This window comes from Streptomyces sp. NPDC058231 (genome assembly GCF_042882275.1).
GTDB lineage: Bacteria > Actinomycetota > Actinomycetes > Streptomycetales > Streptomycetaceae > Streptomyces.
On sequence record NZ_JBHVWN010000008.1, the window covers coordinates 131,254 to 154,384 of the forward strand.

The 23,131-nt window shown below is 68.8% G+C and carries 20 protein-coding genes; 18 read left to right on the forward strand and 2 right to left on the reverse strand.

The window, feature by feature from the left end:
* Positions 1-227: 227 nt before the first annotated feature.
* Complete coding sequence (locus ACFVXE_RS08520; protein ID WP_389670254.1) at positions 228-5,687, forward strand: hypothetical protein; 5,460 nt, start codon at positions 228-230, stop codon at positions 5,685-5,687.
* Between the two features lie 475 nt (positions 5,688-6,162).
* Here the strand turns inward: ACFVXE_RS08520 and ACFVXE_RS08525 are convergent, their stop codons facing one another.
* Positions 6,163-6,726 (reverse strand): hypothetical protein, encoded by a 564-nt coding sequence (locus ACFVXE_RS08525; RefSeq protein WP_389670255.1) that lies wholly within the window; start codon positions 6,724-6,726, stop codon positions 6,163-6,165.
* A 408-nt stretch (positions 6,727-7,134) separates the two neighbouring features.
* Here ACFVXE_RS08525 and ACFVXE_RS08530 point away from each other — a divergent pair, with 408 nt between their 5' ends.
* The 5 genes from ACFVXE_RS08530 (at position 7,135) to ACFVXE_RS08550 (ending at position 10,501) form a co-directional block, all read left to right on the forward strand.
* Complete coding sequence (locus ACFVXE_RS08530) at positions 7,135-7,611, forward strand: hypothetical protein (RefSeq protein WP_389670256.1); 477 nt, start codon at positions 7,135-7,137, stop codon at positions 7,609-7,611.
* Complete coding sequence (locus ACFVXE_RS08535; protein ID WP_389670257.1) at positions 7,611-8,066, forward strand: hypothetical protein; 456 nt, start codon at positions 7,611-7,613, stop codon at positions 8,064-8,066. The genes ACFVXE_RS08530 and ACFVXE_RS08535 overlap by 1 nt, the downstream gene beginning before the upstream one ends.
* 214 nt (positions 8,067-8,280) lie before the next feature.
* The gene (locus tag ACFVXE_RS08540; protein ID WP_389670258.1) at positions 8,281-8,985 is read left to right on the forward strand and encodes a hypothetical protein; all 705 of its coding nucleotides are present in this window, start codon (positions 8,281-8,283) and stop codon (positions 8,983-8,985) included.
* Between the two features lie 2 nt (positions 8,986-8,987).
* Positions 8,988-9,695 (forward strand): hypothetical protein, encoded by a 708-nt coding sequence (locus ACFVXE_RS08545; protein WP_389670259.1) that lies wholly within the window; start codon positions 8,988-8,990, stop codon positions 9,693-9,695.
* Positions 9,695-10,501: a hypothetical protein gene (locus ACFVXE_RS08550; protein WP_389670260.1), complete on the forward strand. Its 807-nt coding sequence runs from the start codon at positions 9,695-9,697 to the stop codon at positions 10,499-10,501. The genes ACFVXE_RS08545 and ACFVXE_RS08550 overlap by 1 nt, the downstream gene beginning before the upstream one ends.
* A 2-nt stretch (positions 10,502-10,503) precedes the next feature.
* On the opposite strand, the gene ACFVXE_RS08555 is transcribed toward ACFVXE_RS08550, so the two are convergent.
* Complete coding sequence (locus ACFVXE_RS08555) at positions 10,504-10,893, reverse strand: helix-turn-helix domain-containing protein (RefSeq protein WP_389670261.1); 390 nt, start codon at positions 10,891-10,893, stop codon at positions 10,504-10,506.
* 302 nt (positions 10,894-11,195) lie between these two features.
* Here ACFVXE_RS08555 and ACFVXE_RS08560 point away from each other — a divergent pair, with 302 nt between their 5' ends.
* The 12 genes from ACFVXE_RS08560 (at position 11,196) to ACFVXE_RS08615 (ending at position 23,081) form a co-directional block, all read left to right on the forward strand.
* Positions 11,196-11,795, forward strand: coding sequence for a hypothetical protein (locus ACFVXE_RS08560; RefSeq protein ID WP_389670262.1), 600 nt, complete (start codon positions 11,196-11,198; stop codon positions 11,793-11,795).
* Positions 11,792-12,169, forward strand: a complete 378-nt coding sequence (locus ACFVXE_RS08565; RefSeq protein WP_389670263.1) for a hypothetical protein — start codon at positions 11,792-11,794, stop codon at positions 12,167-12,169. Before ACFVXE_RS08560 ends, ACFVXE_RS08565 begins: the two co-directional genes overlap by 4 nt.
* A 140-nt stretch (positions 12,170-12,309) precedes the next feature.
* Positions 12,310-12,957, forward strand: coding sequence for a hypothetical protein (locus ACFVXE_RS08570; RefSeq protein WP_389670264.1), 648 nt, complete (start codon positions 12,310-12,312; stop codon positions 12,955-12,957).
* Positions 12,957-13,181, forward strand: coding sequence for a hypothetical protein (locus ACFVXE_RS08575; protein WP_389670265.1), 225 nt, complete (start codon positions 12,957-12,959; stop codon positions 13,179-13,181). The genes ACFVXE_RS08570 and ACFVXE_RS08575 overlap by 1 nt, the downstream gene beginning before the upstream one ends.
* An 87-nt stretch (positions 13,182-13,268) precedes the next feature.
* Positions 13,269-16,514, forward strand: a complete 3,246-nt coding sequence (locus ACFVXE_RS08580; protein WP_389670266.1) for a hypothetical protein — start codon at positions 13,269-13,271, stop codon at positions 16,512-16,514.
* Positions 16,514-17,950, forward strand: coding sequence for a hypothetical protein (locus tag ACFVXE_RS08585; protein WP_389670267.1), 1,437 nt, complete (start codon positions 16,514-16,516; stop codon positions 17,948-17,950). The genes ACFVXE_RS08580 and ACFVXE_RS08585 overlap by 1 nt, the downstream gene beginning before the upstream one ends.
* Before the next feature lie 87 nt (positions 17,951-18,037).
* Entirely contained in the window at positions 18,038-19,045 is a 1,008-nt protein-coding gene (locus tag ACFVXE_RS08590) for a hypothetical protein (protein ID WP_389670268.1), read from the forward strand.
* Positions 19,046-19,607: 562 nt separating this feature from the next.
* Positions 19,608-20,294, forward strand: coding sequence for a hypothetical protein (locus ACFVXE_RS08595; protein WP_389670269.1), 687 nt, complete (start codon positions 19,608-19,610; stop codon positions 20,292-20,294).
* A 358-nt stretch (positions 20,295-20,652) separates the two neighbouring features.
* Positions 20,653-21,426, forward strand: coding sequence for a hypothetical protein (locus tag ACFVXE_RS08600; protein WP_389670270.1), 774 nt, complete (start codon positions 20,653-20,655; stop codon positions 21,424-21,426).
* A gap of 8 nt (positions 21,427-21,434) precedes the next feature.
* Positions 21,435-21,767: a hypothetical protein gene (locus ACFVXE_RS08605; RefSeq protein WP_389670271.1), complete on the forward strand. Its 333-nt coding sequence runs from the start codon at positions 21,435-21,437 to the stop codon at positions 21,765-21,767.
* Positions 21,767-22,804: an N-acetylmuramoyl-L-alanine amidase gene (locus ACFVXE_RS08610; RefSeq protein WP_389670272.1), complete on the forward strand. Its 1,038-nt coding sequence runs from the start codon at positions 21,767-21,769 to the stop codon at positions 22,802-22,804. Before ACFVXE_RS08605 ends, ACFVXE_RS08610 begins: the two co-directional genes overlap by 1 nt.
* A 10-nt stretch (positions 22,805-22,814) precedes the next feature.
* Positions 22,815-23,081 (forward strand): hypothetical protein, encoded by a 267-nt coding sequence (locus tag ACFVXE_RS08615; RefSeq protein ID WP_389670273.1) that lies wholly within the window; start codon positions 22,815-22,817, stop codon positions 23,079-23,081.
* Positions 23,082-23,131: the final 50 nt, after the last annotated feature.

Below are 23,131 nucleotides of genomic sequence, written 5' to 3' on the forward strand. Positions count from 1 at the left end.
CGACGGTGGCCAGGCGCTGCCTCTGGGAAAGCGCCAGGCCACCGTCAGGTCACTTCAGCCACGACCATGCCTTGCCGCACTGGACACGGACTTCTTGACCAGCAACTACCCTGAGAATGCGAAGGTTTGACATGGCCGTTGGCGGCGGTTTCTCGTCCTGCGGAGGCGGGTGCGGCGGCTCGGAATGCCCGTCGCTTACCCAGCCCATTGCGACCACGGGCCTTTGCTTGCCCGACGGAACGCCTATCGCGGTGGTCGCGGAGCGCGACTGCGTGGGCAACGTCCAGCAGACCGGCTGGCTGAACCTGTCCACCGGCGCCTTCACGACGGGCGTCCCCCCGGCTGCGGCTGGCGCCTGCGGCGACGCCCGTTCGATCACCGTCTCGGGCGTCTTCTGTGACGCCGCTCCCGACGGCACAGTGTTCGGGCTGGTGCTCGTGGAGTACCACTACGCCGACGACGGCAGCATCGACTCCGTACGCCTTGTCGACGCGGCCACCGGCGCTACCTACACCCTCCAGGGGCAGCTGAGCATCTGCCCGAGTGGCGGCGACGAGGACGAGTCGCCCGGAGAACCTCCGTGTGCCCGGCAGATCGTGGAGCGCTGCGCGTGCGACGACACGACAGGTGACGGTATCGGCGACGTCCGGTACGTCGAACTGTGGTCGGTCGACACGTGCGGCGCCTCGCCGGCGTTCCTCGTCGGAACCTACGTCGACGGCGACTTCGACCAGCCATACACCCCGCAGAACCCCGTGGACTGCACCCAGGACGCGGGCGGGGATGAGTCGCCGGGCGAGCCCACCCAGACATGCGCCCCGCAGATCGTCGAACGCTGCGGCTGTGACGATGTGGATGGTGACGGCCTGGGCGACGTCCGTTTCACCGAGCTGTGGGCCGTTGACCCGTGCACCCCGGGCGCCACCCCGACGCTCCTGGGCACGTGGATCGATGGCGACTTCGACCAGCCGTACACGCCCGTCGCCCCCGTCGACTGCCCCGCCGCAGCGGGCGGGGACGGAGACGAGTCCCCGGGCCAGATGCCGCCCACGTTCGAAGTGGCGCCCGTCCCGCTGTGCCTCGTCGACGACGCCACCGACGACGTCCTCCAGAACGTCCTCGCGGAGATCATCTACGACCAGACCACCGGGAACCGGACCGGAGTCCGCTACGTCGACTCCGTCACCGGTAACCCCGTGGCCCTTCCCGGGGGTACGCACCTGGCCGTATGCCCGAACGCTGCGGACCCGTGCGTGTCCTCGGTGACGGTCATGCGCATGTGCGACCTGAACCCCGCGGTCGCCCCGGACGCTGACGGTAAGCGGTGCGCAGTGCCGTTCCTGCGGCACATGGTGTACGACTGCACCGGCGCCGTCACGGAGGTACGCGACACCGAGCTGGACGGCACCACCGCCTACACGCCGGTCAACGTCGTGGACTGCACGGGCGGGGTGCCCTCGCTCGTGGAGCTGGATTGGCCACTGTCCGGCATCGTCGAGGACCCGGCCCTGCCCGGCGGACGAGACTTCATCTACACGGTGACCAACCCCGACACCGGGGACGTCGCGACCGTCCACCTCCACGCCAGCAACCCGGCCGGAGGGAGCTGCGGCCCCTACGACCCCACCCACCCGGTCTTCAACAACCCCACCGCTTACCGGCTGGACCTGTCGCCCGAGGCGCAGGCCATGACGCGGTTCCGGCTGGACTTCAACGACCTCGACAACTTCGAGGGCATCAGCGGGCTGACGCCGCGCCCAGACAGCGTGGTGTTCGAAAACGGGACCGGCACCTACGACCCGGCCACCGGCACTATCCGCACCAACGAGTCCGCCAACCCCGGGCCCACGGTCCTCGCCTACTGGAACACGCCTCCCGCCACCATCACCTGGGGGTACGCGAACAACGGCGGCGGCACCGCGTGCTGTTTCGTGTCGTTCCTCGGCACGACACTCAAGGCCGGCGGCTGCTGCTCCCAGTGCACCGGCACGGGTGATGGTGAATCCCCGGGCCAGCCCGAGCCGTGCCGGGACACGTCGTCGTCGCTGCTGTGCGACGTGTCGGCGACCAGCACGGTCACTGTGCTGGACACGGCCGGCGTGACGGACGGCGACGGGTGGACCCTCGCCTCATACGACACCGGCGGATGCGCCGGATACAACGCGCCCGAAGTCGCGATCTCGGCGGCGCCGATCTGGTCCGCGCCCGCGTTCCTGTCGGTGCGCGCCGACGGGAACCTCGGGTTGTCCACCAGCTGTGACAACGCGTGGGGCGGGTACGACGCGGCGCCCGTCCGGTGGGTGCTGACGAAAACGTTCACGGCGCCCGAAGACGGCATGGCGCTCATCTCCGCGACCGCGCTGTTGGCCGACGGGGCGTGCAAGATCCGGGTCAACGGGACCGACACGGGCCATTACGCCCAGTGGAACCTCCCGGCGAACGGCGCCAGCTCGCAGGTTCCTGTGACGGCCGGGCCGAACGTCATCGAGGTCGAGGTCCGCGACGTCGGCGGCGCGAACTGGCTTCAGGGCCGGCTCGATGTGGTCATGACGTCGACGCAGCAGTTCATGCGCAAGCAGGTCACCGACTGCGAGACCGGCGCCGTCATTTCCACCACGGACACGACGCTCGACGGGCAGCCGTACACGGTGACCGGAACGGTCGGCCAGTGCGAGCAGGTACAGGAATGCTGCCCGACCCCGCCGCCCGAGCAGCGCGTAGACGTGGAAACGCACGTCCTGTGTGTGGTCGCGGCGGACGGCACGGTCACGCAGGTCTTGGCGGAGTACGTCTACGACGACCAGTCAGGCGACCGCACGAACACCCGGTACGTCGATCTGGCGACGGGGGACCCGGTCACCGTGCCGGCCGACGCGACGGTAAGCGTGTGCGGCGCAGACGACGCCGAGGACGAATCGCCGGGCGAGGCGCCGTGCCGGAACTCCTCCACGCTCCTGGTGTGCGACCTGCCGCAGGACGGGGAGCCGACGCCGACTCTGGCGGACACGGACCCGACGCCCTACTACCCGGACACGGTCGCCGCGCCCGTGAGCGGGGCTCAGACTCTGTGGGACGGCGGCACCCTCACCCTGCCGCCCGGCACCGGGCCGCAGCCCGGCACGCCCGGCAAGGTCAACAGCCTCGCCGCCACCATCACCGGGGTGCGCCCCGCGTGTGATGACGGGACAGCGACAGTCACCGTGTCGGTCCTGGTCGCCCAGACCGGACCGGACAAGGGCTGCGCCCAGACGGGGCACATGCGCCTGTTCAACGGCGCCCAGCAGGTCGCCCTGGAAGTCGTCCCGGCCAACACGCCGGTCGGCTGGTCCGGGACACTGACGGTCACTGCGTCTGTTCCCGCTGCGGATCTCGCGGCGGGAAACGTGGCCGTGGTGATGGCGCTGGACTCCTACGACGTCTGCTCGGGCGCCCCGCGCGAGACCGGGTGGAATCTGTCCCAGTTCACCGCCAGCACCGTGTACGACCAGACCGGATGCGCACAGCAGGTCCTGGCGAACGTCGTCACGGACTGCGACACCGGCCAGGTGGAATCCGTCACGTACACGACGCTGGACGGTGCCCCGTACTCGGTGACGGGCGAGGTCGGCCAGTGCACCGCCACGAGCCTGTGCACCCCGGCCGTGCCGTGCGGGGACACCGAGGTCGCGCAGCTTTGCAACCTGACCTACGACCCGCAGGCCCCGATTCCGACCCCGGCGGGCGACTTCACGCTGACCGGGAACGTGGTACCAGTCAACGGCGGCACGACCCTGTGGTTCGCCCAGGCCAACCAGGTGGCCAACGGCACAGCCGAGCTGACCGTTAGCGGGCTGCTCCCGGCCGTGATGTATGAGTTCCGGTTCGCATCCGCGTGGATCGGTGCGGGAGCCCCCGACCCGGCCAACAACAACGCGATCTATCTGCTGGAAGTCCTCGACGGCACCACGGTCCTCGCCACGAGGACCCGGAACACCTCCAACGGGTCGAGCGCGTTCCCGGGCGGTGCCCTGTCCGAGGACCTGCCGCCGCTGGCGTTCATCGCCCCCGCTACTGGCGCGGTCACGATCCGGTTCACTGACCAGACGACCGGCGGTGCGATCAACGACCGTGACCTGTACTTGATGCCGATCGAGGTGCGGACGGCGGTGCTGACCGTCACCTCCACACCGTTCCTGCGGCGCTTCACCTTCGACTGCGACGGCGGCCTCACCGCGACCCAGGATCTCGGCCTGGACGGCGCCACGCCGTATGTCGTGGAGGGCGAAGTCGGCTCGTGCGCCTCGTCCGGCGACGGCAGCTCGGTGACCGCTCCGACCGGCGACGTCGTGGACTGCGAGAACGGCAGCCGGGCCCTGCTCGTGAAGGTGTGCGACGCCAGCGACGAGTTGCCGGGCGAGCCCTGCGGGGACACCGAACTCGTCCAGCTGTGCGACCTGGTGTACTCGCCCGAGCCGCCCTTCCCGACTCCGATGAGCGCGTTCGCCCGGACCGGCAACGTCAAGGTTGTCGGTGCCGGCCTGTACTACTCGGGCGGCAACGTCGCCCCGAACGGCGTCGCCACCCTCCCTGTCACTGGCCTCACGGGCGACACCGGGTACGCCTTCCGGTTCTCGACCAGTTGGGCCGGAAGCGGCGTGCCGAACCCGGCCGCGTCGGACGCGATCTACCTCGTGGAGATCCTTGACGGCACGACCGTCCTCGCCTCCCTGCAGCGCAACATCAGCAACGGGACAGGCGCCGCCACGGGATACGTGAACGAGACCCCGCTGTCGTTCACCGCTCCGGCATCGGGCGCGGTGACGCTGCGGATCTCGGACGTAAGCACGGGCAACGGCGCCGACCGGGACCTGATCGTCATCCCTGCTGATGTGCGTTCCGAGGCACTGACGGTTGGTTCGACGGCGTTCCTGCGGGCGATCACGTTCGGTTGCGACGGGTCGGTGACGTCGACTCACGACCTCGCGCTCGACGGCGTCACGCCCTACACGGTTGCGGGTGAGGTCGCGACGTGCGCGGCCGGAGGCGACGGAGCTACTACGACCGCACCCGGACCGGACACCGAGGCTGTGGTCTTGTGTGACCTGCTCGCCGACCCGGACGCCGACCCGGTGCCGTTCCTGCGGCTCCTCACGGTCACCGCGGACGGCACGATCACGGCCGCTGACACCGCCCTGGACGGCGCCACTCCGTACACGGTGGCCGGAACCGTCGGAGTGTGCCCCGGGGCGCCTGACGGGCCGGTCAAGGTCGTGGAGCAATGTAGGTGCGACCAGACGGCAGACGGGGTCGTCGAATACGTCGAACTGATCGCGGTCGCCGAAGACGGCACCCTGACCACGATCGGCACATACGACGAGGCCTTCACGCCCTACACCCCGGTCTCCCCGGTGGCCTGCCCGGTCGAGGGAGCACCCCCGGCCATGGGAGTCCAGGCCCGCAGGGTCGAACTCGCCCCAGGCGGCTCGTGGTCAGCGGCAGGGGTAACGCTGCTCCAGTCGGTCACCGCTGTCAGCCACGCCGGCAACGGCACAGTCACCACCATGGACGGGGACAGCACGCTGCACGACGGCGAAAACGTCACCTGGTCTGTGGCCAGGGACACGGATGCGGCCCTGACCGGACCTCTGACGATCACCGCAGGAACGGGCACGGTGACGGTCGCGTTCACCACCGCGGTGACCCTGTGAGCGGTACCGACGGCAGTGTCGGTACTCAGGGACCGCTCGGTCCCGCTGCTCCTCAGGGACTGGCGGGACCGACCGGCGCCCCGGGGCATGAGAGCCCGGCGGGCACCCAAGGCCCCCAGGGACTTCCGGGTGTTCAGGGGCCACAGGGGCCGCCCAGTAACCCCGCTCCCGCGGGCCCCCGGATCGCCCGCGCCAGAGGCGTCACCAACAGCAGCGGGGACGTCGTCTTCACATGGACACCCGCATTCTCTACGCCACCGATCGTGACGCTCACGGTCGAGGCCCGGGCGGGGTTCCGGTCGGTCCGTCTCGCCACGAACACAGCCGGGTCGCCCACCGCCCACGTCGATGCCGCGCTGCCCGTCACGCTCCTCGCCGTCAGCCTCCTCGCCGCGGCAACAGCCGCATCCGGGCTGACCGTCCACGCGGTCGCCGTAGAGGCGGAACGCAGCCCGGACGCGGGTTCGGCGACGGCTCAGAGGTATACCAACAACGTGGTGAGTTCGATAGACAACCCGAGGGTCCCCCAGAGGAGGATGTCACCAACTGGCCGGACCGGACGTCCTGCTTCTTCACGCAGCACAGTCATGTGGACGGCAAGGGAAGCCGGCGCCGAAGCGGCCCAAAGCACTCCCGCAAACAGCAGCCCGTCCACGGCGAGTTGTCGCCACTCATGGATCCCGCTCTGCGACATTCGGGCCATCGTGGGCAGGCCGACTGCGGGCAGAAGCCCCACGGCTGTGCTGACCGCCACCCACCACCACCTTCTCCCGTGCCCTGCGAGTCGCCCGAACCAATGCCCCAGGGCCACAGTCGGCAGGATGTATGCGGCGGTCAGCAGCGCGCTCGCAGCCAACAGCACTGGCAGGCCGACCACCAGCGTGAGGGGGAGCAACGCGACGCCCGCCGGGAGACTGTCGAGCCTTCCGGTCCACGCCAGTGCCAACGCGGCAATGACCACACAAAGCACAGCCATCGAAACGGACGACGGCGCTGCCCCCTTGCGGTCGGCTTCACGTCTGCCCAACAGTCGCGCCATTTCGACCCCCGCTCCTGCCCGGCTCTGCCCGCGCAAGTCGCGCCACAAGCATCCGCGGGCATTTAGCCGCCACCCTAGGCCCATTACTGAACACGTTCAATGACGAATCAGGTGCGTGTGCCCGGCATCCGGTGGAGAACCCACCGATCAACTCCGCCCCATCGGACACGCCCTAATGCGCGATCGCCACGATCCGCCGAGTACCTCGGCTGATCCACCAACACAAAGGGAGAATGTCTGATGGTCAAGGGTTGCGGGTGCGGCACGCCACGCACAGCGGTCCGGTTGGACCCAGCCGAATGCAACGCGCTGGTGCAGTCGCCAGCCGGCCTACTCGCTGCGAGCACCGTAGTGGAGGGCGTGGCGCCGGGCACCGCGGTAGGCACCGAGCGGTCCATCGACGTGGACGTGACTGCCCCCGCAGCCGGGGCCTGCCCCGCCACGTGGACCGTCGGCGCCCGACTCACCCCCGTCACCGGGCAGGCGTCCGGATTCGTGGCGCTGGACTCGCCAGCCGCCGGCACCTACGTGGGTGACCCAGCTACGAACCTGGTGCTGCCTACATCAGGCACCTACGAGCTGGTTGCCGACATCCAAGGTTCGCAGTCCTGGGGGGCTGCGGTTGTCAACGCGATCATCGACGCCCGGATCTTCGACGTCACGGCAGGGGCCACAGTTCCACGGACGGATCGCCGCGTCATCCTGATCGGTTCGACGACGACAGGCGCCAACGGTATCCAGGCCAACGCCTCCTGCGGGGCCCTGTACACGGTCACAGGGCCCACCACCGTGCAGGTGCAAGGTTCCTGGCGCTGCGACGTAGGGGCGACGACGCAGCGCGGTTTGTGGATCCTCAACTTCCGCTTCAAGAAGGTGGCTGACTGATGGCCGGCACGGACGGCAGTTTCACACCCCGCCCGGTGTGGGCGCAGACGTCCGGGCAGCTCGCCCTGGGCGGCACGTTCGACACGTGGACGGCGGTCCCCGGCACGGACCTCACGCTCCCCGAGGCAGGCGTGTACCAGCTGGAGGCGGACGTCCAGGGCGGCGTCAGCGGCACCGGACCCATCACGAACGTCTACGTTCAGGCCCATCTGTTCGACGTGACCGCCGGAGTGGAAGTGCCGATGACGTCACGGGCCTGTTTCGTGTTCGCGGACACGTCCACGGAGGCCCGTGGCCTCACCATCCATGGCACCGCCACCTGCGGTGCCATGTACGAGGTGGCGGGCCCGACCGTGGTGCGGGTGGAGGCCATGAAACACATCGACACGGGGACCGTGGGCGGTGAGGTCGCGTTCTGTCTGAACTTCAGAACCAGAAAGGTTTCTGACGGGTGAGTGGCACGAGCGACGAACTACTGCGGTAACTGGTGCAACTGCGGCGTCATCGCGGCGTTCCAGGCTGAGGACTGCGGCGACCTCGCGCTGGAGCTGCGTGGAGCTTGACCCGTCGTAGAAGCCACGGGGAGCGGCGCTACCACCTGGCTATGCTGGGTGGTAGCGCTGCTGGTTTTGGGCCGGGCTGCCAACGCAAGTCTGTTGGAGGCCCAAGATGTCCTGCCCCCTGATCGCGAACGCGGACACGATCCGCGTTACCCGGGTTGACGGCTGTGGCCGCCCGGTCTGCGGCGACGACAACGGATTCGTGTTCGACTGCTTTGCTTCACTCGCAATGAATTCGAATGTCGATGATGGCGAGGATGTGGAATATAAAGCCGCAAATGGGAGGGTCTGCGGTTTCAAGCGTGGCTGCCCGAGCTTCAAGGGTTTCGACACCGAGCTGAACTTCTTCTCTGTCAGCCCCGAGTTCGTCGAGATCACCACCGGCAACCCGGTGGTCTACGGATTCGACGGCAAGCCCATCGGCTACGACGACTGCTCGGTTCAGTGCAACTCCGGCTTCGCACTGGAGCTGTGGGCCGAGGTCCTCGGTGCGGACGCGTGTGAGGCCACCGGTGCGGGCGAGGGGGCGTGGATCTACTTCCTCCTGCCGTGGGTCACGAACGGCATGCTCGGGGACCTGGAGGTCGGCAGCGAGGCCGCATCGCTCACGCTGACCGGTGCGACCCGTGCAGGCGGCGGCTGGGGCACCGGCCCGTACGACGTCATGCCGATCGACGCGGCTGGCACCGGCGGGCCTCTGCTCACCCCGCTTGGCTCGGCTTGTCATCGCAGGACGTTCATCACGTCTGTCGCTCCGCCGGAGCCGACGTGTGACTACGCCCCGGTTGCCGGCGGCCTCTGCTCGGTGTCCTGACCATGGGCGTACCAGACATTGTGGTCCCGGTGAGGGAAGGGGCCGTCAACGAGCAACTGCGCTACGCGCTGCGTTCGTGGGCGGCCCACCTTCCGCACGGCCGGGTGTGGCTTGTAGGGCACCGGCCGCAATGGGCGGCCGGTGCCGGGCACATCCCGACTCGCCAGACGGGCACGAAATACCAGAACACCACCGTGGCAGTGCGTGCAGCGTGCGAGCACCCCGACGTGGCCGGGCAGTTCCTGTTGTGCAACGACGACATGTTCGTCATGCACCCCATGGAGGAGATGCCGGTACTCCACCGCGGACCTGTGCGGACGGTGGAGTCGTACTACGCCGCCCGCGCCTCGGGGAAGTACCTGCGCGGCATGCGGGAGACCAGAAAGCTCCTGGAGAGCCTGGGACACCCCGACCCGGTGTCCTACGAGCTCCATGTACCCCTGCCTGCCGACAAAACCGGGATGCTGAAGGCCCTGGACACCGGGCGGCACCTGGACGTGGTGCACAAGCGGACGTTGTATGGCGTCCTCAACGGCCTTGGCGGCGAACGCATCCGGGACGTGAAGATCCTGCACCGGGCGCCGCGCGGCTACGGGCCGGAAAGCCCGTTCCTGTCGACCATGCCCGACTCCTTCGCCCACGGGCACGTCGGCCAGTTCATCCGGCGTGCCTTCCCCGAGCCGAGCCACTACGAGACACGGAGGCGGTGATGCCGCTTCAGGCAAGCCCCTGTGACCCGTGGCCGTTCCACCCCTGCTGCGATGTGTCCAAGTACGAGGCAGATGAGATCGAGCGGTGGACACGGGTCGCCTCGGAGATCTTGTGGCGGTTGTCAGGCATGCGCTGGGGTCCGTCGTGCCCGGTGACGATTCGGCCGTGCGGCAAGTCGTGCGTGGAGCAGTATGCGCCGTTCTGGACGGCCGGCGTGCCGCAGTCTGGCGGGCGCATCCCGTACATGGACGACGGGGGTGTGTGGCGTAACGCGGTGTGCGGGTGTCGGACCGACTGCTCGTGCACGGAGCTCTGCCAACTGAAACTGGATGGGCCGGTCTTCGACGTGCTGTCGGTGGTGGTCGACGGTGTGATCTTGCCGCCGGAGGCGTACCGCGTGGATGTGCCGAACATCCTCGTCCGCCTCGACGGAGACTGCTGGGACGCCTGTCAGCAGCTCGATGAGCCGCCGACGGAGCCTGGTACGGCCGCGGTGACGTACCGGACGGGGCTGCCGCTGGGTGAGGCGGCGATTGCGGCTGTTTCGGAGCTGGTGTGTCACTACCTGGCCGGTTGTGGCGGCGGCTCGTGTGGGTGTAACGCCACCGTCCGTAACGCGACGCGGATCTCGCGCCAGGGCGTGGATATCGAGAGGCCGGACCCGACGATCATGTACGAGTCCGGTCTCACGGGTCTCCCGATGGCCGATGCCTGGTTGATGGCGGTGAACCCGTACCGGCTCAAGTCTCAGAGCCGCGCCTACAGCCCGGATTACCGCCGACCGAGGACGCACCAGTGGCCGTGAAATCAGGCGACGTGCTTCCACTCCGCGCCACGCAGGATGTTCGCAACGTGCGAACGGCTGATTCCGTACTTATTCGCGAGGAAGGCTTGAGTGATCACGCGAGGGATGTACTCCTGCCGCATCTGCCTAATCTGCTCTGCGGACAAGACCGCTCGCCCCTGTCTCTCGCCACGAGCCTGCCGATCCGCCTCGACCATGTCCTGAACGTTGCGGTTCTGGTCGCCTCGGTACAGGTGGCGGATGTTGATGCAGCCCTCGTCCCCGCGGTGGCAGGTATGGAGGACGAGGAGGTCCCCGGGGTCACCGTTCGCGATGATCCACACCGCGCGAGCAGCCCAGATCACCATGCCGCCGGAGTCGGCCTTCGGTCGGCGACCGCTCGGAGTCGTCATGATGATGCATTCGTCGGTGGTCGCGGCAGCTGCAACTCGCAGTGTGGCTTGCAGCTCTCCGTTGCGGCGGTACGCAGTGCGTCCGTTGGGGTCCTGCCCGCTGTGGTTCCTGCTCCACGCGTAACACGGGTGGCACCACCTGGCGCCTTTACGGGGGCGGGTACATCGAGCGCCGTTGGCGAAAACGACCGGGCACGTAGCCTGGGCCATGTCGACTCCTGTTCAGTCGGCCACGCCCCCGGACGGTTGCAGCCGTCGCGGGGGTCTTGGTATGTCCCGAATTCTACGCGAAGGGGATACCAATGGCCCTGAGTCCACTGGCGATCCACGACCTGACGGAAGCTGTCCTCGGCTGCGTGTGCGTCGCTCTGGACCGCACCGCGGCCCAGGTCGACGGGCAGCCCGGCTGTCCGTCCTGCCGGGCGTGCGTGGTGCCCGGGCAAGTTGCGTGGGACTCCTGCGACGACCCGTGCGGCCAGGAGTCCACCGGCGGGCAGCTCACGGTGTCGGTGGCGCGGATCTTCCCGTCCACGGACGCCGACTTTCCGGCCGAGGCCCGCGTCGTGCAGGGAGTGCGTGGCTGTGCGCCGCCGACGGTCACCGGCCTGGAGCTGGTTGTCACGCTGCTGCGCTGCGCCCCGACGGTCACTGAGACCGGCTGTCCGCCCACCTGTGACGAGTTGTCGGCGGCGGCGCAGGTCCTCCACGTCGATATGACGAGCGTCTTCAACGCGCTGCTGTGCTGCCTGCCCGGCACCGAACAGCGGCCGCGCGGCCGACGGTTCGTGATGGGTGTTCAGCGGACGGTCGGGCCGGAAGGAGGTTGCGTTGGCCTGGAGCAGCGCGTCACCGTGGCGTTGCCGGGCTGCGGGCAGTGCCCTGACGACGAGGAGTCGCCGTGAGTGTTGAGGTGCGGATCGACACCGGCAAGATCTCCCGGCTGCTGCGGCTGCGCGGTGGCCGTACGGCTCGGAAGCTGGCCGAGAGGACGGAGAGGACGGCCAGGATCGCCGAACGCGAGGCGCTGGGCTCCATGGGCAGCTACGTGACCTGGAAGGTCACGGATGGGCCGAAGGGCCTCCAGGGCGTCATCGTCTGCGACCACCCCAAAGTGAGGCTGGTCCTCGACGGGACCCGGCCGCACATCATCCGCCCGCGCAGGGCGAAGGCGCTGCGGTTCGAGGTCGGTGGTCGCGTGGTGTACGCGGCCTACGTTCGGCACCCTGGCACGAAGCCCAACAACTTCTTGAAGCGCGCACTTCGGGAAGGCCGCTGATCGGGCTCCGGCCGTGCGGAGTTGATCCGGGAATCGACTGTGCCCCCTGCTGATGCTGTTCGGCAGGGGGCTCAGCTGAACTACCAGCCATGAACTGGCGCACCCGGGACTCACGGTAGTCGATGGCGACAGTGGGTCAGATGCTCCCGCAGCTCGACGAGCTGGACCTGCTCTACGCTTCCCCGTACGCCGCTGGTTTTGGGCCGGGCGAAACGCGCGGAGACAAGGGCACACCAGTGGCAACAAGGTCTTTTGCACTCAATACGGTCCCTCACGTGGCCGACATCGGCGGCTTCGAGCTCTACTTCGAACCCGAGGTCATGGGCGATGACTTCATGGATGCGTATCAGTCGCTGATCGACGCCCAGAAGTCGAGTGGCGTGAGCCTGGACGGCTTGTCTGGGGTCGACCCCGCCCAGCTCCGCCGGGTGTCCCGTGCGCTGCGTGACTTCCTCGCTCGCCTCATGCTGCCGGAGTCCGCCGAGCTGTTCACCCGCCTCGACGTCGTCGTGGACGGGAAACCCGTGGAGTCGTTCGCGGACGCAGCTGAGGCCGAGGCCTACGCGGCGGAGATCGCGAACGCCCGGGTTGTCGACGGGCTGCGCCTCCCGGACCGGGTCCTGGTCGAGCTGCTGGAGTGGGTTGTCGAGCTGTTCGGCGGTGGCGCGGGTCAGCGCCCTCCTACGTCGTCTGGCGGCTCTGCAGCAACATCGCCGCCGCGTGGGACTCGTGGTGTGGCCAACTCGCGCTCAGCGGGGTCGACATCCACGCGTGGCCGCTCAAGGTGATGCTCGCGGCTGCCGAGGCCGCGATGGACGCGGCGGCTGAGGACGACGCCGAGAGGCAGCGGAACCGGGCCAAGCTGTACGCCCCGCCCGGAGGCCGGCGCCGCACCCCGGGGGAGAGGCAGGTTCGTCCGCCCGGTGTGGGTCTCGACATGGACCGGGCGCAGTCGCTTGCCGCGCAGCTCGCGGCCGAAGACGCCAAGCTCACGGGAGGCCGCACCGGCTAGTCTGGACATCACGGCCGGGCTGCGCGCCCTGCCGTACGCCGTTGGTTATGGGCCAGGCAATCCTCTGCACATGCGTGAGGTTGCCTGGTGGCCGGCGATGACGAAGATTACGGGTCTGCCCGCATCACAGTGGTCCTCGATCCGGCAGGCGCGGTTGCTGATGCCCGCGATCTCGGTCTGCGTATCCAGCGGGCGCTGGACCGGGCCACGCGTACCGTCGGCAGCCAAATCCGCAGGAATATTCAGCGCGGCCTCGACGCCGCCTCGGTGTCGGTCCGGGTCGTTCCGGACCTCAGCCGTTTCGATGCGGCGCTCCTGACCGGACTGAGGTCGCTGGAGAGCATCAACATCCCGGTCGCTCCGGACCTGACGGGGTTTGTCGAGCGGATCCGCGCGCTCCTGGCGGGCGAGGAGTTCCAGGTCACTGTCGTGCCGGACCTGTCGGGGTTCGATGCGCGGCTGCGCACGCACAATATGCCGACTCTGTCGGTGCCGGTGAACCCGGACGTCAACAACTTCACCCGGGCGTTGCGGGGGCTGGCGTCAGTGGCCAGCGGTGTCGGCGGGTTGCTGGCGAGCGGCCTGAAGTTCGCGGCGATCGGCGGGGCAGCCTTGGCGGCTGCGGCCGGCGTCTCCTCGCTCCTGGTGTCGCTGGCACCGGCGGCCGGGATTATCGCGGCGGTCCCTGCCGCGATCGGCGGGGCGATCGTTGCGACGAGCGCCCTGAAGCTGGCCTTGTCTGGTGTCGGCGACGCGTTCGGTGCCGCGCTGGGCGATGACGCGGACAAGTTCACCAAGGCCCTCGAAGGGTTGTCGCCTGCCGCCCGAGCTGCGGCGCGGGAGGTCCGCGCCCTCAAGCCCTCTTTCGATCAGCTCAAGTCGACGGTCCAGGATGCGTTCTTCAAGCCGCTCCAGGGGCAGATCACCGCAGTCTCGAAGGCGCTGAGCGGGCCCTTGAAGACGGGCCTTGCTGCGGTCGCGGGGAACTTCGGGGCGGCCGCCAGTAAGGTGGCCGGCTTCTTCAAGTCGGCCGACGGCATCAAGTCGGTTACTCAGATCGTCACAGGGACGGACCAGGCCACGAAGGGCTTGGCAGCCGCGATCGCTCCTGTCATCGCCGGTCTGTCGCAGGTGGGCGGCGCCGTCGCGGAAGCGTTCGGCGGGCGGGCGGGAAGCGCCATCGCCAAGCTCGGGCAGGGGATCGGAGACTTCCTGTCGAGGGCGGCTGAGGGCGGGCAGGCCGTCGCCTGGGTGAACGGTGCTCTCGGCATCTTCCGGCAATTGGGTGCGCTCGTCCTCCAGGTCGGCGGGTTGATCGGCGACGTGTTCGGGGCGCTCGCCGCTGGCGGCGGCGGGTCGCTCGGCGCGCTGACACAGATCATCACCGCCGTACGGTCGGCGATCCAGCCGCTGCTGCCGCTGGTCACCCAGCTCGCCCAGCTGTTCTCGTCGGTCCTCGGTGGGGCGCTGACGACGGTCACCGCGGCTCTCGCCCCGGTGATCTCGGCGATCACGAGCACCCTGCTGCCCCTGATCCCGGGACTGACGGCAGCCTTCCAGGGCCTGTTCGCCGCCCTGGGGCCGGTAGCGGCCCAGCTGGGCCAGGCGCTCGGCGGCGCCCTGACCGCGGTGCTGCCGCTGATCGCGCAGCTCGTCCCGATCCTGACGAGCAGCATCGTCCCGGCCATTGCTCAATTGGTCGCTGCTGTAGGTCCGCTGGTGGCTCAGCTCGCGGGCAGCCTCGCCCCGGGCATCGCCCAACTCGCGCAATTGCTCGGGTCTGTGCTGGGGGCGGCCGTTCAGGTCGTGGTTCCGCTGCTTGGGCCACTCGTCGGCATCGTGACTGGGCTCCTCAGCGCGGTGACGCCGCTGATTCCGGTGCTGTCCCAGGTCGCGGAGGCGCTCGGTGCCGCGCTCGGTGACGCCGCGAAGGGCTTGGCGCCGCTGTTGGCGTCGATCGGTCAGGCAGCGACGACGGTCGTTGCCGCGCTGGCTCCGCTGGTCGGGCAGATCCTCGTGTCGCTCCTGCCGATCCTCCCGCCGATCGTCGACGCGTTCAACGCGCTCGTGGGCGCGCTGGTCCCCCTGTTGCCACCCGTCGCCGGCCTGGTCGCGGCGCTGGTCCCGCTCGTCTCGGCGATGGTTAGCCTGGCGGCGCCGATCCTTCAAATCGCCGCCGCGTTCGCGTCATGGCTGGTCATCAACGCCGTCGTCCCAGTCATCTCCGCCGTGGTGTCCGTGCTGACCGGCCTGGTCTCCAGCCTGACCTCAGCAGTGAACTTCGTCGTCGCTCTGCCGTCGGTGATCGTCGGGGCTCTCACCTCGTTCGGCTCGATGATCGCCACGCTCTTCGTGTCGGCGTGGCAGGGCGCCGTCGCCGCCGTGTCGGCGGGGATCACTGCCGTGATCGGGTTCTTCACCGGACTCCCCGGCATGATCATGTCCGCGCTGGCCGCGCTCCCTGGCCTGCTCGTCACTCTCTTCGTGAACGCGGTAGCGGGCCTCGGTATCGCCGTACTGACCGCCCTGGCCGGGGTGATCTTCATCTTCACCGAACTACCCGGACGAGTGGTCTCCGCGCTCGCCTCGCTCGGTACGGCGATCATGGGCGTTCTGTCGTCCGCATTTACCTCGGCCGTGTCAGCCGTCACCGGCTTCGTGGCCTCGGCAGTCGCGTTCTTCGCCGAACTGCCAGGCCGGATCGGCGTGGCACTAGCGGCACTTCCAGGCCGGATCGCAGCCACGTTCAGGAGCGCGGGGACCTCCGCGCTGTCGACGGCCCAGTCGCTGGGTGCGTCCGTCGTGACGTTCTTCGCCGGGCTGCCGGGACGTATCGGATCGGCGTTGTCGTCACTGGGGTCGCGTATCGCGGGCGCTTTTCGCAGCGCTCTGGGGTCGGCGCGGTCTGCGGTGAGTTCGCTGATCTCCAGCATCGTCAGCCTGTTTTCTTCTCTGCCGGGCAGGATCGTTGCCTCGCTCGGCGACATCGGCTCGCAAATCGTCGGCAAGATCAAGGGCGGCCTTCCCAGCTCCGTGAGGTCACTGCTGCCATTTGCCAACGGCGGGATCGTCACCTCAGCCACGCCCGCGTTGGTTGGCGAGGCCGGACCCGAGGTCATCATTCCGCTCACGCGCCCCCAGCGGGCACGGCAGCTTGCGGAGCAGTCCGGACTCCTCGACATCCTCGGAGCCGGCAAGGCCTCCGGGGGCAGGGCGGCGAACAGCCCGCGCACGGCGTCGATCACGAACACCTTCCACATCACCGAGGCCGGCGACGCGCACGCCACAGCCCACCGGGTGATCAACCGAATGGCACTGGCGGCGGGGATCTGATGGCACTTGAGTGGTGGCTCCAGTTCGGAGATACGGAGATCGCGAACTCCGCCCGCCTGGCTGCCTACCTCCTGTCGGTCGGGAGCCCGCTCGACAGCGTCACAGCGTGCGGTTGCGGGACATTCGACGCCCTACTGGTGGGAGATGACCCGTACACCACACCCGAGGCGGATGGCGCCCCGTGGTATGACCCGGACGTGCCCGAGTCCGCCGACTTCGCTGGCCTCCTGGTCCTTTCCGTCGACGGGCTCGACGACCACCCGGTTCAACGGACCGTGACCCGGTCGGCAGCAGGCAGTGCCGCCCTGGGGCCGGCCCGCATCCTGCCGCGCACTATCACCGTCACTGCGGTACTCCTCGGCGCCACGTGCTGCGCCGTTAACTACGGGCTGAGGTGGCTCGCGCAGGCTCTTGCAGGGTGCACAGGTGCAGGCTGTGGAGGGGACTGCCTGTCGCTGTTCAACTGCTGCCCGGCCGAGTTCGAGGAGCCGGAAGTTTTCGCCGCCCGGCACCGCAGGACCTTTCGCCGTGTTGCCCTGGTCGAGGGGCCGCGCGTCGTAGCCCGCACTGGCAACAGCTGTACGGGCTCAGGTGGCTGCTCGGCTGGCGCGGACGTCCTCACCGTGGAATTCGTGCTCACCGCGGCCACACCGTGGGCGTGGGGCGACCCGGTGCCCGTGCTCGACGTCCAGATCCCGACCGACGACGGGACCGAGTGCATCACCTGGTGCGTGCACCGCAGTATCGACGACCCGTATGACCCGGTGTGCATCGAGCTGGGCGACACTTGCCCACCCGGCTCCGTGTCGGTGGAGCTCACGGACGCCGCGTGTGATCTGGCGTGGCCGGACCGCGACTCGCTCGACCTGCCGTGTGACGCCACATGTCGCCTGGCGGCATGCCCCAACATGGACGCGCTGTGCAGCGACCCGACATGCCGAACCGTGACCCCGCCGGTGGCGCCTCCACCCGAGACGTGCTTCTGCAGCGCGCTCGCGGTCAACACCGCTGCGTACGAACTCGACCTGAGTACATGGCCCGGGTGGTTCGGCGCAGCCCCGCTCATCACCGTGGAGGCGGGCAGCAAAGACCTGCGGCGCGTCACGGTGACGTTCTATGAGCGCCGTGAGGAACACGACGGCATGTCCTGCGAGGACGTTGCCGAAGCAGAGCGGTGCAACCCGCACAGCGTCTTTGAGATTGCGTATGTCCCCGCGGGGGGCGCCGTGATCCTGGACGGGCAGGTGGAACGCGCATCGGTGGAGTGCGCCGGAACGTGCGAGAGCTCGTCAGACGCCCACGGCCGCAACGGGGGACCACTCCAGTTCCCGCTGTTGGACTGCTCGAACTACTGCGTTCTCATCGAGGCCGACGCGATTTTCATGCCGGCCGACGACGCCACGATCTCGATCGCCCTCTCCGGCCGCGAGTATTGACCGCCCGTCCGTATCGGGTGGGCGGGCTACGCTGACGACGCCGCTGGTTCTGGGCCGGGCGCACCTTGACACGAGGAGTGCGCCCCTATGCCAGTGGGCTGCGGATCGCATACCGCTCGCATCATCGACCGCGACGGCGCCGTCGTCGCTAACGCTGACGTCCTGCTCTCCGTGGAGTGGGCCCGAGTGCTCGACGACATCTCGACAGCCAAGATCCTTGTGCAGCCGGACGGGGACTGCTGCGCTCAGCTCGCGCGAGTCCGCTCATGGCGGCACCGGCTCGCCATCTACCGCGACGGTCAGCCCTGTTGGGAGGGGCCGATCCTCTCGCCAGAGTGGAACGCAGACGGCACGGTGGAGATCCAGGCTGCGGACATCCTGGCGTGGCTCGACAGGCGGGTTCCGCACGCCAGCATCCGGTTCACCGGTGAGGAGCTGGCGAAGATCGCGCTGTGGCTGATCGAGGACGGGTTCGCCCCGGACGACCCCGGACACAGTGTCGAGGTCATTGCCCCGACCCGTATCCGTGGTGATCGCGAGTACGAGAAGGATGTCGGCCAGACCGGCGACCACTTGAGGGACTTGGCCGAGACGGGGCTCGACTACACCGCGGTTGGCTCGCGGATCCTGCTCATGCCCGAGGAGTATTGCGGCCGCGTCGGATCGCTGACTGACGCGGACTTCCCCGATGGCCTGGTCATCGTCGAGGACGGTCTCGCGCTGGCTACCCGCTGGGTGATCCACGGCAAGGACGACGTGAAGGGCGAGGCAGGCGGCATCCACCCGTACTACGGGCTGCTGGAGCGCTCCGTCGAGGAGACCTCAGTGCTGGACGGGGCGTCCGCGACCCTGGCCGCCCGGTCCCGTCTGCGGGCGAGTTCCCCGGCCCCGGTGTTCATCGACTCCCAGCAGACAACCCTTTCGCCCGAAGCAGCGATCGACATCCCTTCCCTGGTGCCTGGCTGGTGCGTGGACGTCACCACCACGGCGACGTGCCGGAACATCTCGCAGAGTCTGAAGATCGTCGGGATGAAGGTTGTTGGAGACGCCGACGGCGAGCGCGTCACTGTGCAGCTCACACCGGCAGGAGCCTGACATGGCGCTCCGCGGGTCCTCGGCGAGGCGGTCGGTCGACAGCCCTCTGACCGGTGTGCTGCGTGACCTGGACCGGCGTACCCGGTCGGTTGAGAACCAGAGGCCGCGTCCTGGTCCGGTAGGGCCCCAAGGGAAGGAGGGGCGTCCGGGTCCGCCGGGTCCGGCAGGTCCGGCAGGCCGAGCTCCGGTTGCTGCGGTAGTCACTACAGGGCAGGACGGCCGTGCGACCTGGGCATACGCGACACCGCTTGATGCGGCACCGGTTGTCGGTGCGCTTCCCGTTGATGCGGCTCCCGACGGGGTGTCGACGCTCACTGTCGTGCTCGAGGGAGCGACGCCGACGCAGGTGACGGTGCGAGTGTGGCGCACCCAGGCAATCCTCGGCCTCGGCCTCCTGCCTGCCGTGCCGGCCGGGGCAGGCATCGCTGTCCACCTGACGGCAACGCCGCAGCCGACGAAGCGGAGCTAACCTCGTAAGGCCGCTGGTTCTGGGCCGGGCGCACTACGTAGTTGTGGGGTGAGTCCGACGGCCGCAGTATGCGCGTGCGGGGAGTACTTCGTCGTGAACGACGAGGGCGAATTGTGTCTGGTCCCGGGCACCATGGGGCTGCGTGACATCGTCACGTTCGGCTCACCGGGCACCTATCAGTTCGAGAAAGCCGACTATCCGTGGCTGGCCCGCGTGCGGGTCCAGGCGCAGGGGGCGGGTGGTGGTTCGGGAGGCGCCGACTCCGATCCGGGGGAGGCGATTTTCCGTCCCGGCGGTGCGGGCGGCGGCTGGTCCAGTTCGCTGATCGATGTCGCGCTGCTGGGCGCTGTCGAGACCATCGTGGTCGGAGCGGGCGGCGCTGGCGGTACTGGAAACCAGCCCGGTGTCGCGGGCGGCAACTCCTCCTTCGGCGGCCTCGTGGTGGGCACCGGTGGTGACGGCGGGACCGCGAGCATGACGACAGGCACCGGCATGACGACCGCCAGCGGCATCCCTGGACCTTTCGGCGGGTCTGGGCAACTCGCCCAAGGCGGCGGTCCGGGAGAAGGGGCGCTCCGCCTGAGCGGTACGTCCGGTCTCGCGGGAATGGGAGGCGCGTCGCACCTCGGCCATGGCGGCTACGGGCGCGCGACCAACGGCCCGGGAACCACGTCGCGCGGGTGGGGCGGTGGGGCAGGCGGCAGCGTGTCCATCAACGGATCGGCCCAGGACGGATCGGACGGCGGCGGCGGGCTGGTCGTTATCGAGCTCTACGGCTGACACCTGTCCGGACAGTGTCCAAGCAGGTCAGCCCCCGGGCTGATCGTGGGTGTCCGGCGGCTGTCCGCCGGTCTCCGTGGCTTGTCCGGACACGTCCGGACACGTCCGGACACGGGTCCCCTGCTCTAGACTCCCGGTTGTTGCTGGTTTTGGGCCGGGCGAAGAACTCCGACATGCGGAGATGGTTCTCTTGGCCCGATGTGGATGCGGCAGCTCCGGGTGCACCTGCACCGTCGCGGCTGGCGCCGGTGTCACAGTCGAGGGCAACGGTAGTGCGGCCAACCCCTACGTCGTCAGCGCGGCGGCGGCCGAGGTGCCGTGTGACGACGTTCGGTCGTGCATCTCGGCCGGCCCCGGAGTGGCCTACGACCCTGCGACCGGGGTCATCAGTACGACGGCTGCCCCGGTCTCGTGTGACGACGTTCGGTCGTGCATCTCGGCCGGCCCCGGCACGGCCTACGACCCTGCGACCGGCGTCGTCAGCGCGCACCTGTCGACCGACGCGGGCAACAACCTGGTCGTCGGAGCTGACGACGGCCTGTACGTCCCCGCAGCCACTGGCGGAGCGGTAACCGCCGGCTGCGGCCTGACCGGCGACGGGTCGGCCGGCGCCCCACTGGCCGTCGCGACGGGAACGTGGCCTTACCCGTGCGCCCCGGACACCAGCGGCGGCGTGGTCGTGTGCGGCACCGACGGCGTACTCCGGGGCGAGCCCCGCGGACAGACCTCGTTCAGGTCGTTCTTCGAAGAGCGCAATTACAACAACGTGACGGTGCCGCCAGGGTTCGACGAGCCCGGCGCCACGTTCAGCACAGACGTGACGAACCCCGACCTGTGTCGCCCCGCGCTGCTCATCGTGTGGCGCGAGACGGACGTGGACTTCAACCTCCCAGCCGGCGCCGGAGCCGGATACGGCCAGGACACCGACGAGATGTTTTACATCCGGAACTCCGGGTCCTCGGTGAACACGGACGTCCACGTGCAGACCACGAAGACGTTCCACAACGCCAGCCTCCTGGGCCCCGGCGCGACCGTGGCCATTCCCCTCGATGTGACGTTCGACCGCGGGACGGGCGGCGCTACGTACAACCGCATCCAGGTCAACATCCGCGTGCTGATGATCAGCCTCTAAGGAGTCCCATGCCTGAAACCGAACTGGGTGGCGACCTCCCGGTCGTGGAGCCCGTGACGTACTGGGTGCTGTACGACGACGGTTCCAGTGGTCGTATCGAATCGACGACCGGCGAGCCGACCCTGACGAGTCCGGGCCACCTCGTCACCGAGGCCGAGTACCAGGCCCGGATCAACGAGCTGAACGCAGCCAACGAGGCACACATCGCCGCCATCCAGGCCGAGGAAGACGAACGCAAGCGCGAGGACTACGACGCGCTGATCGCAGCCGGCGTGCCTGACGTGACCGCCCGGAGGCTGTCCGGGTACGAGGGCCCTGCTCCAGCAGAGGCGCGTGCGTGATGGCCACCCCACTGACAGCCGATGAGCTGTTGCAGGCGCTGCGTGCCGAGGGCGTGACGGTGGTGCAAGTCGGGGACTGGCGCACCCACAACCGCAACCACAAGGGCCCCTGGGGGCCGGTCTACGGATCGATCGTCCACCACACGGTGACGTCCGGGACCGCGGCTACCGTCGAGATCGTCCGGGCCGGATACGAGGACCTTCCAGGCCCGTTGTGCGACGGGATGATCGCCAAGGACGGCCGGGTGCACCTGGTCGGCTACGGCCGCACCAACCACGCGGGCGGGGGCTGCCCCCACGTCTTGGACCAGGTGATCGACGAGTCCTACGGCGTCCGGCCCTCCCCGCCCACTTTGGGCAACGTCGACGGTGTCGACGGCAACCGGCATTTCTACGGCTGGGAGTGCGAGAACCTCGGCGACGGCGACGACCCTTGGCCCGCTGTCCAGTACGACGCGATCGTGCGCACCCAGGCCGCCATGATCCGCGCCCACCGCGCGAAGGGCGACGAGTGGGGCGTGGAGGGCAAGTCGGCCATCGGCCACAGGGAGTGGTCGAGGGACAAGGTCGACCCGATCGGTTTCACCATGCCCGGACTCCGCGAGGACGTCGCGGAGCGGTTGACGCACCCAGCGAGCTGGGACCCGACACAGGAGGACGACATGCCCACGCGAGTAAACCCCGTAGTGACGAAGGCAGTGGGACGACCGGCCGACGAGTGGCTGCCCGTGCCGCTGGCCGGCCCGCTCGTCACAGGTCCCGCGGACTACTCCGGCACGGTGACTCTGCGCTTGGCTGGGGTCGGCGTCGAGGTGACGGTGCAGATCCGTTTCTACGAGACCAAGGGCGACAAGCGCACCAAAGCCGGCCAGATCATCGAACGCCAGGGGACAGTCGGGGACACCTTCGTGGACGTCACCAACGGGGGCGGGCATGTCGACGAGGGGGCATCCCTCGGCGTCGAGTACGCGGTCTTCGGCGACGCGGCCACACACGACCTGGTGTCCGGCCAGGCGCAGATCCTCTACTGGAAGTGACCTTCGACCCATGAACGACAAATCGGTTCAGCTCGTGTATCAGATCGCGGTCGTCGCGATTTCGGTAGCCGGATACGTCGCCCTGGCTATCGCGGGGGAGGTCACCGCGGAGTACGTCGCACTGATCGGTCCGGTGCTCGGGGCTGCTGCTCTGATGACACGTCTCGGGAAGCAGGACCAGGTCCTCGGCGAGATCCACGAGAACACCAACGGGGTGCTGAAGCAGAAGATCCGGGACGCGGTCACCGAGGCACTCAACGACCGCGCCGGCAACTGACCAGCACCGGACACGCCGCACCGGCCGCGGCCTCATGACGGATCACCCGC

Excerpts from the sequence above, each read along its gene's own strand:
- ACFVXE_RS08525 (WP_389670255.1), bottom strand. The coding sequence starts at position 6,726 with ATGGCGCGACTGTTGGGCAGACGTGAAGCCGACCGCAAGGGGGCAGCG.
- ACFVXE_RS08605 (WP_389670271.1), top strand. The coding sequence starts at position 21,435 with ATGCCTGAAACCGAACTGGGTGGCGACCTCCCGGTCGTGGAGCCCGTG.
- ACFVXE_RS08615 (WP_389670273.1), top strand. The coding sequence starts at position 22,815 with ATGAACGACAAATCGGTTCAGCTCGTGTATCAGATCGCGGTCGTCGCG.
- ACFVXE_RS08550 (WP_389670260.1), top strand. The coding sequence starts at position 9,695 with ATGCCGCTTCAGGCAAGCCCCTGTGACCCGTGGCCGTTCCACCCCTGC.
- ACFVXE_RS08555 (WP_389670261.1), bottom strand. The coding sequence starts at position 10,893 with ATGACGACTCCGAGCGGTCGCCGACCGAAGGCCGACTCCGGCGGCATG.
- ACFVXE_RS08575 (WP_389670265.1), top strand. The coding sequence starts at position 12,957 with ATGCTCGCGGCTGCCGAGGCCGCGATGGACGCGGCGGCTGAGGACGAC.
- ACFVXE_RS08540 (WP_389670258.1), top strand. The coding sequence starts at position 8,281 with ATGTCCTGCCCCCTGATCGCGAACGCGGACACGATCCGCGTTACCCGG.
- ACFVXE_RS08590 (WP_389670268.1), top strand. The coding sequence starts at position 18,038 with ATGCCAGTGGGCTGCGGATCGCATACCGCTCGCATCATCGACCGCGAC.
- ACFVXE_RS08570 (WP_389670264.1), top strand. The coding sequence starts at position 12,310 with ATGCTCCCGCAGCTCGACGAGCTGGACCTGCTCTACGCTTCCCCGTAC.
- ACFVXE_RS08610 (WP_389670272.1), top strand. The coding sequence starts at position 21,767 with ATGGCCACCCCACTGACAGCCGATGAGCTGTTGCAGGCGCTGCGTGCC.
- ACFVXE_RS08560 (WP_389670262.1), top strand. The coding sequence starts at position 11,196 with ATGGCCCTGAGTCCACTGGCGATCCACGACCTGACGGAAGCTGTCCTC.
- ACFVXE_RS08545 (WP_389670259.1), top strand. The coding sequence starts at position 8,988 with ATGGGCGTACCAGACATTGTGGTCCCGGTGAGGGAAGGGGCCGTCAAC.
- ACFVXE_RS08535 (WP_389670257.1), top strand. The coding sequence starts at position 7,611 with ATGGCCGGCACGGACGGCAGTTTCACACCCCGCCCGGTGTGGGCGCAG.
- ACFVXE_RS08585 (WP_389670267.1), top strand. The coding sequence starts at position 16,514 with ATGGCACTTGAGTGGTGGCTCCAGTTCGGAGATACGGAGATCGCGAAC.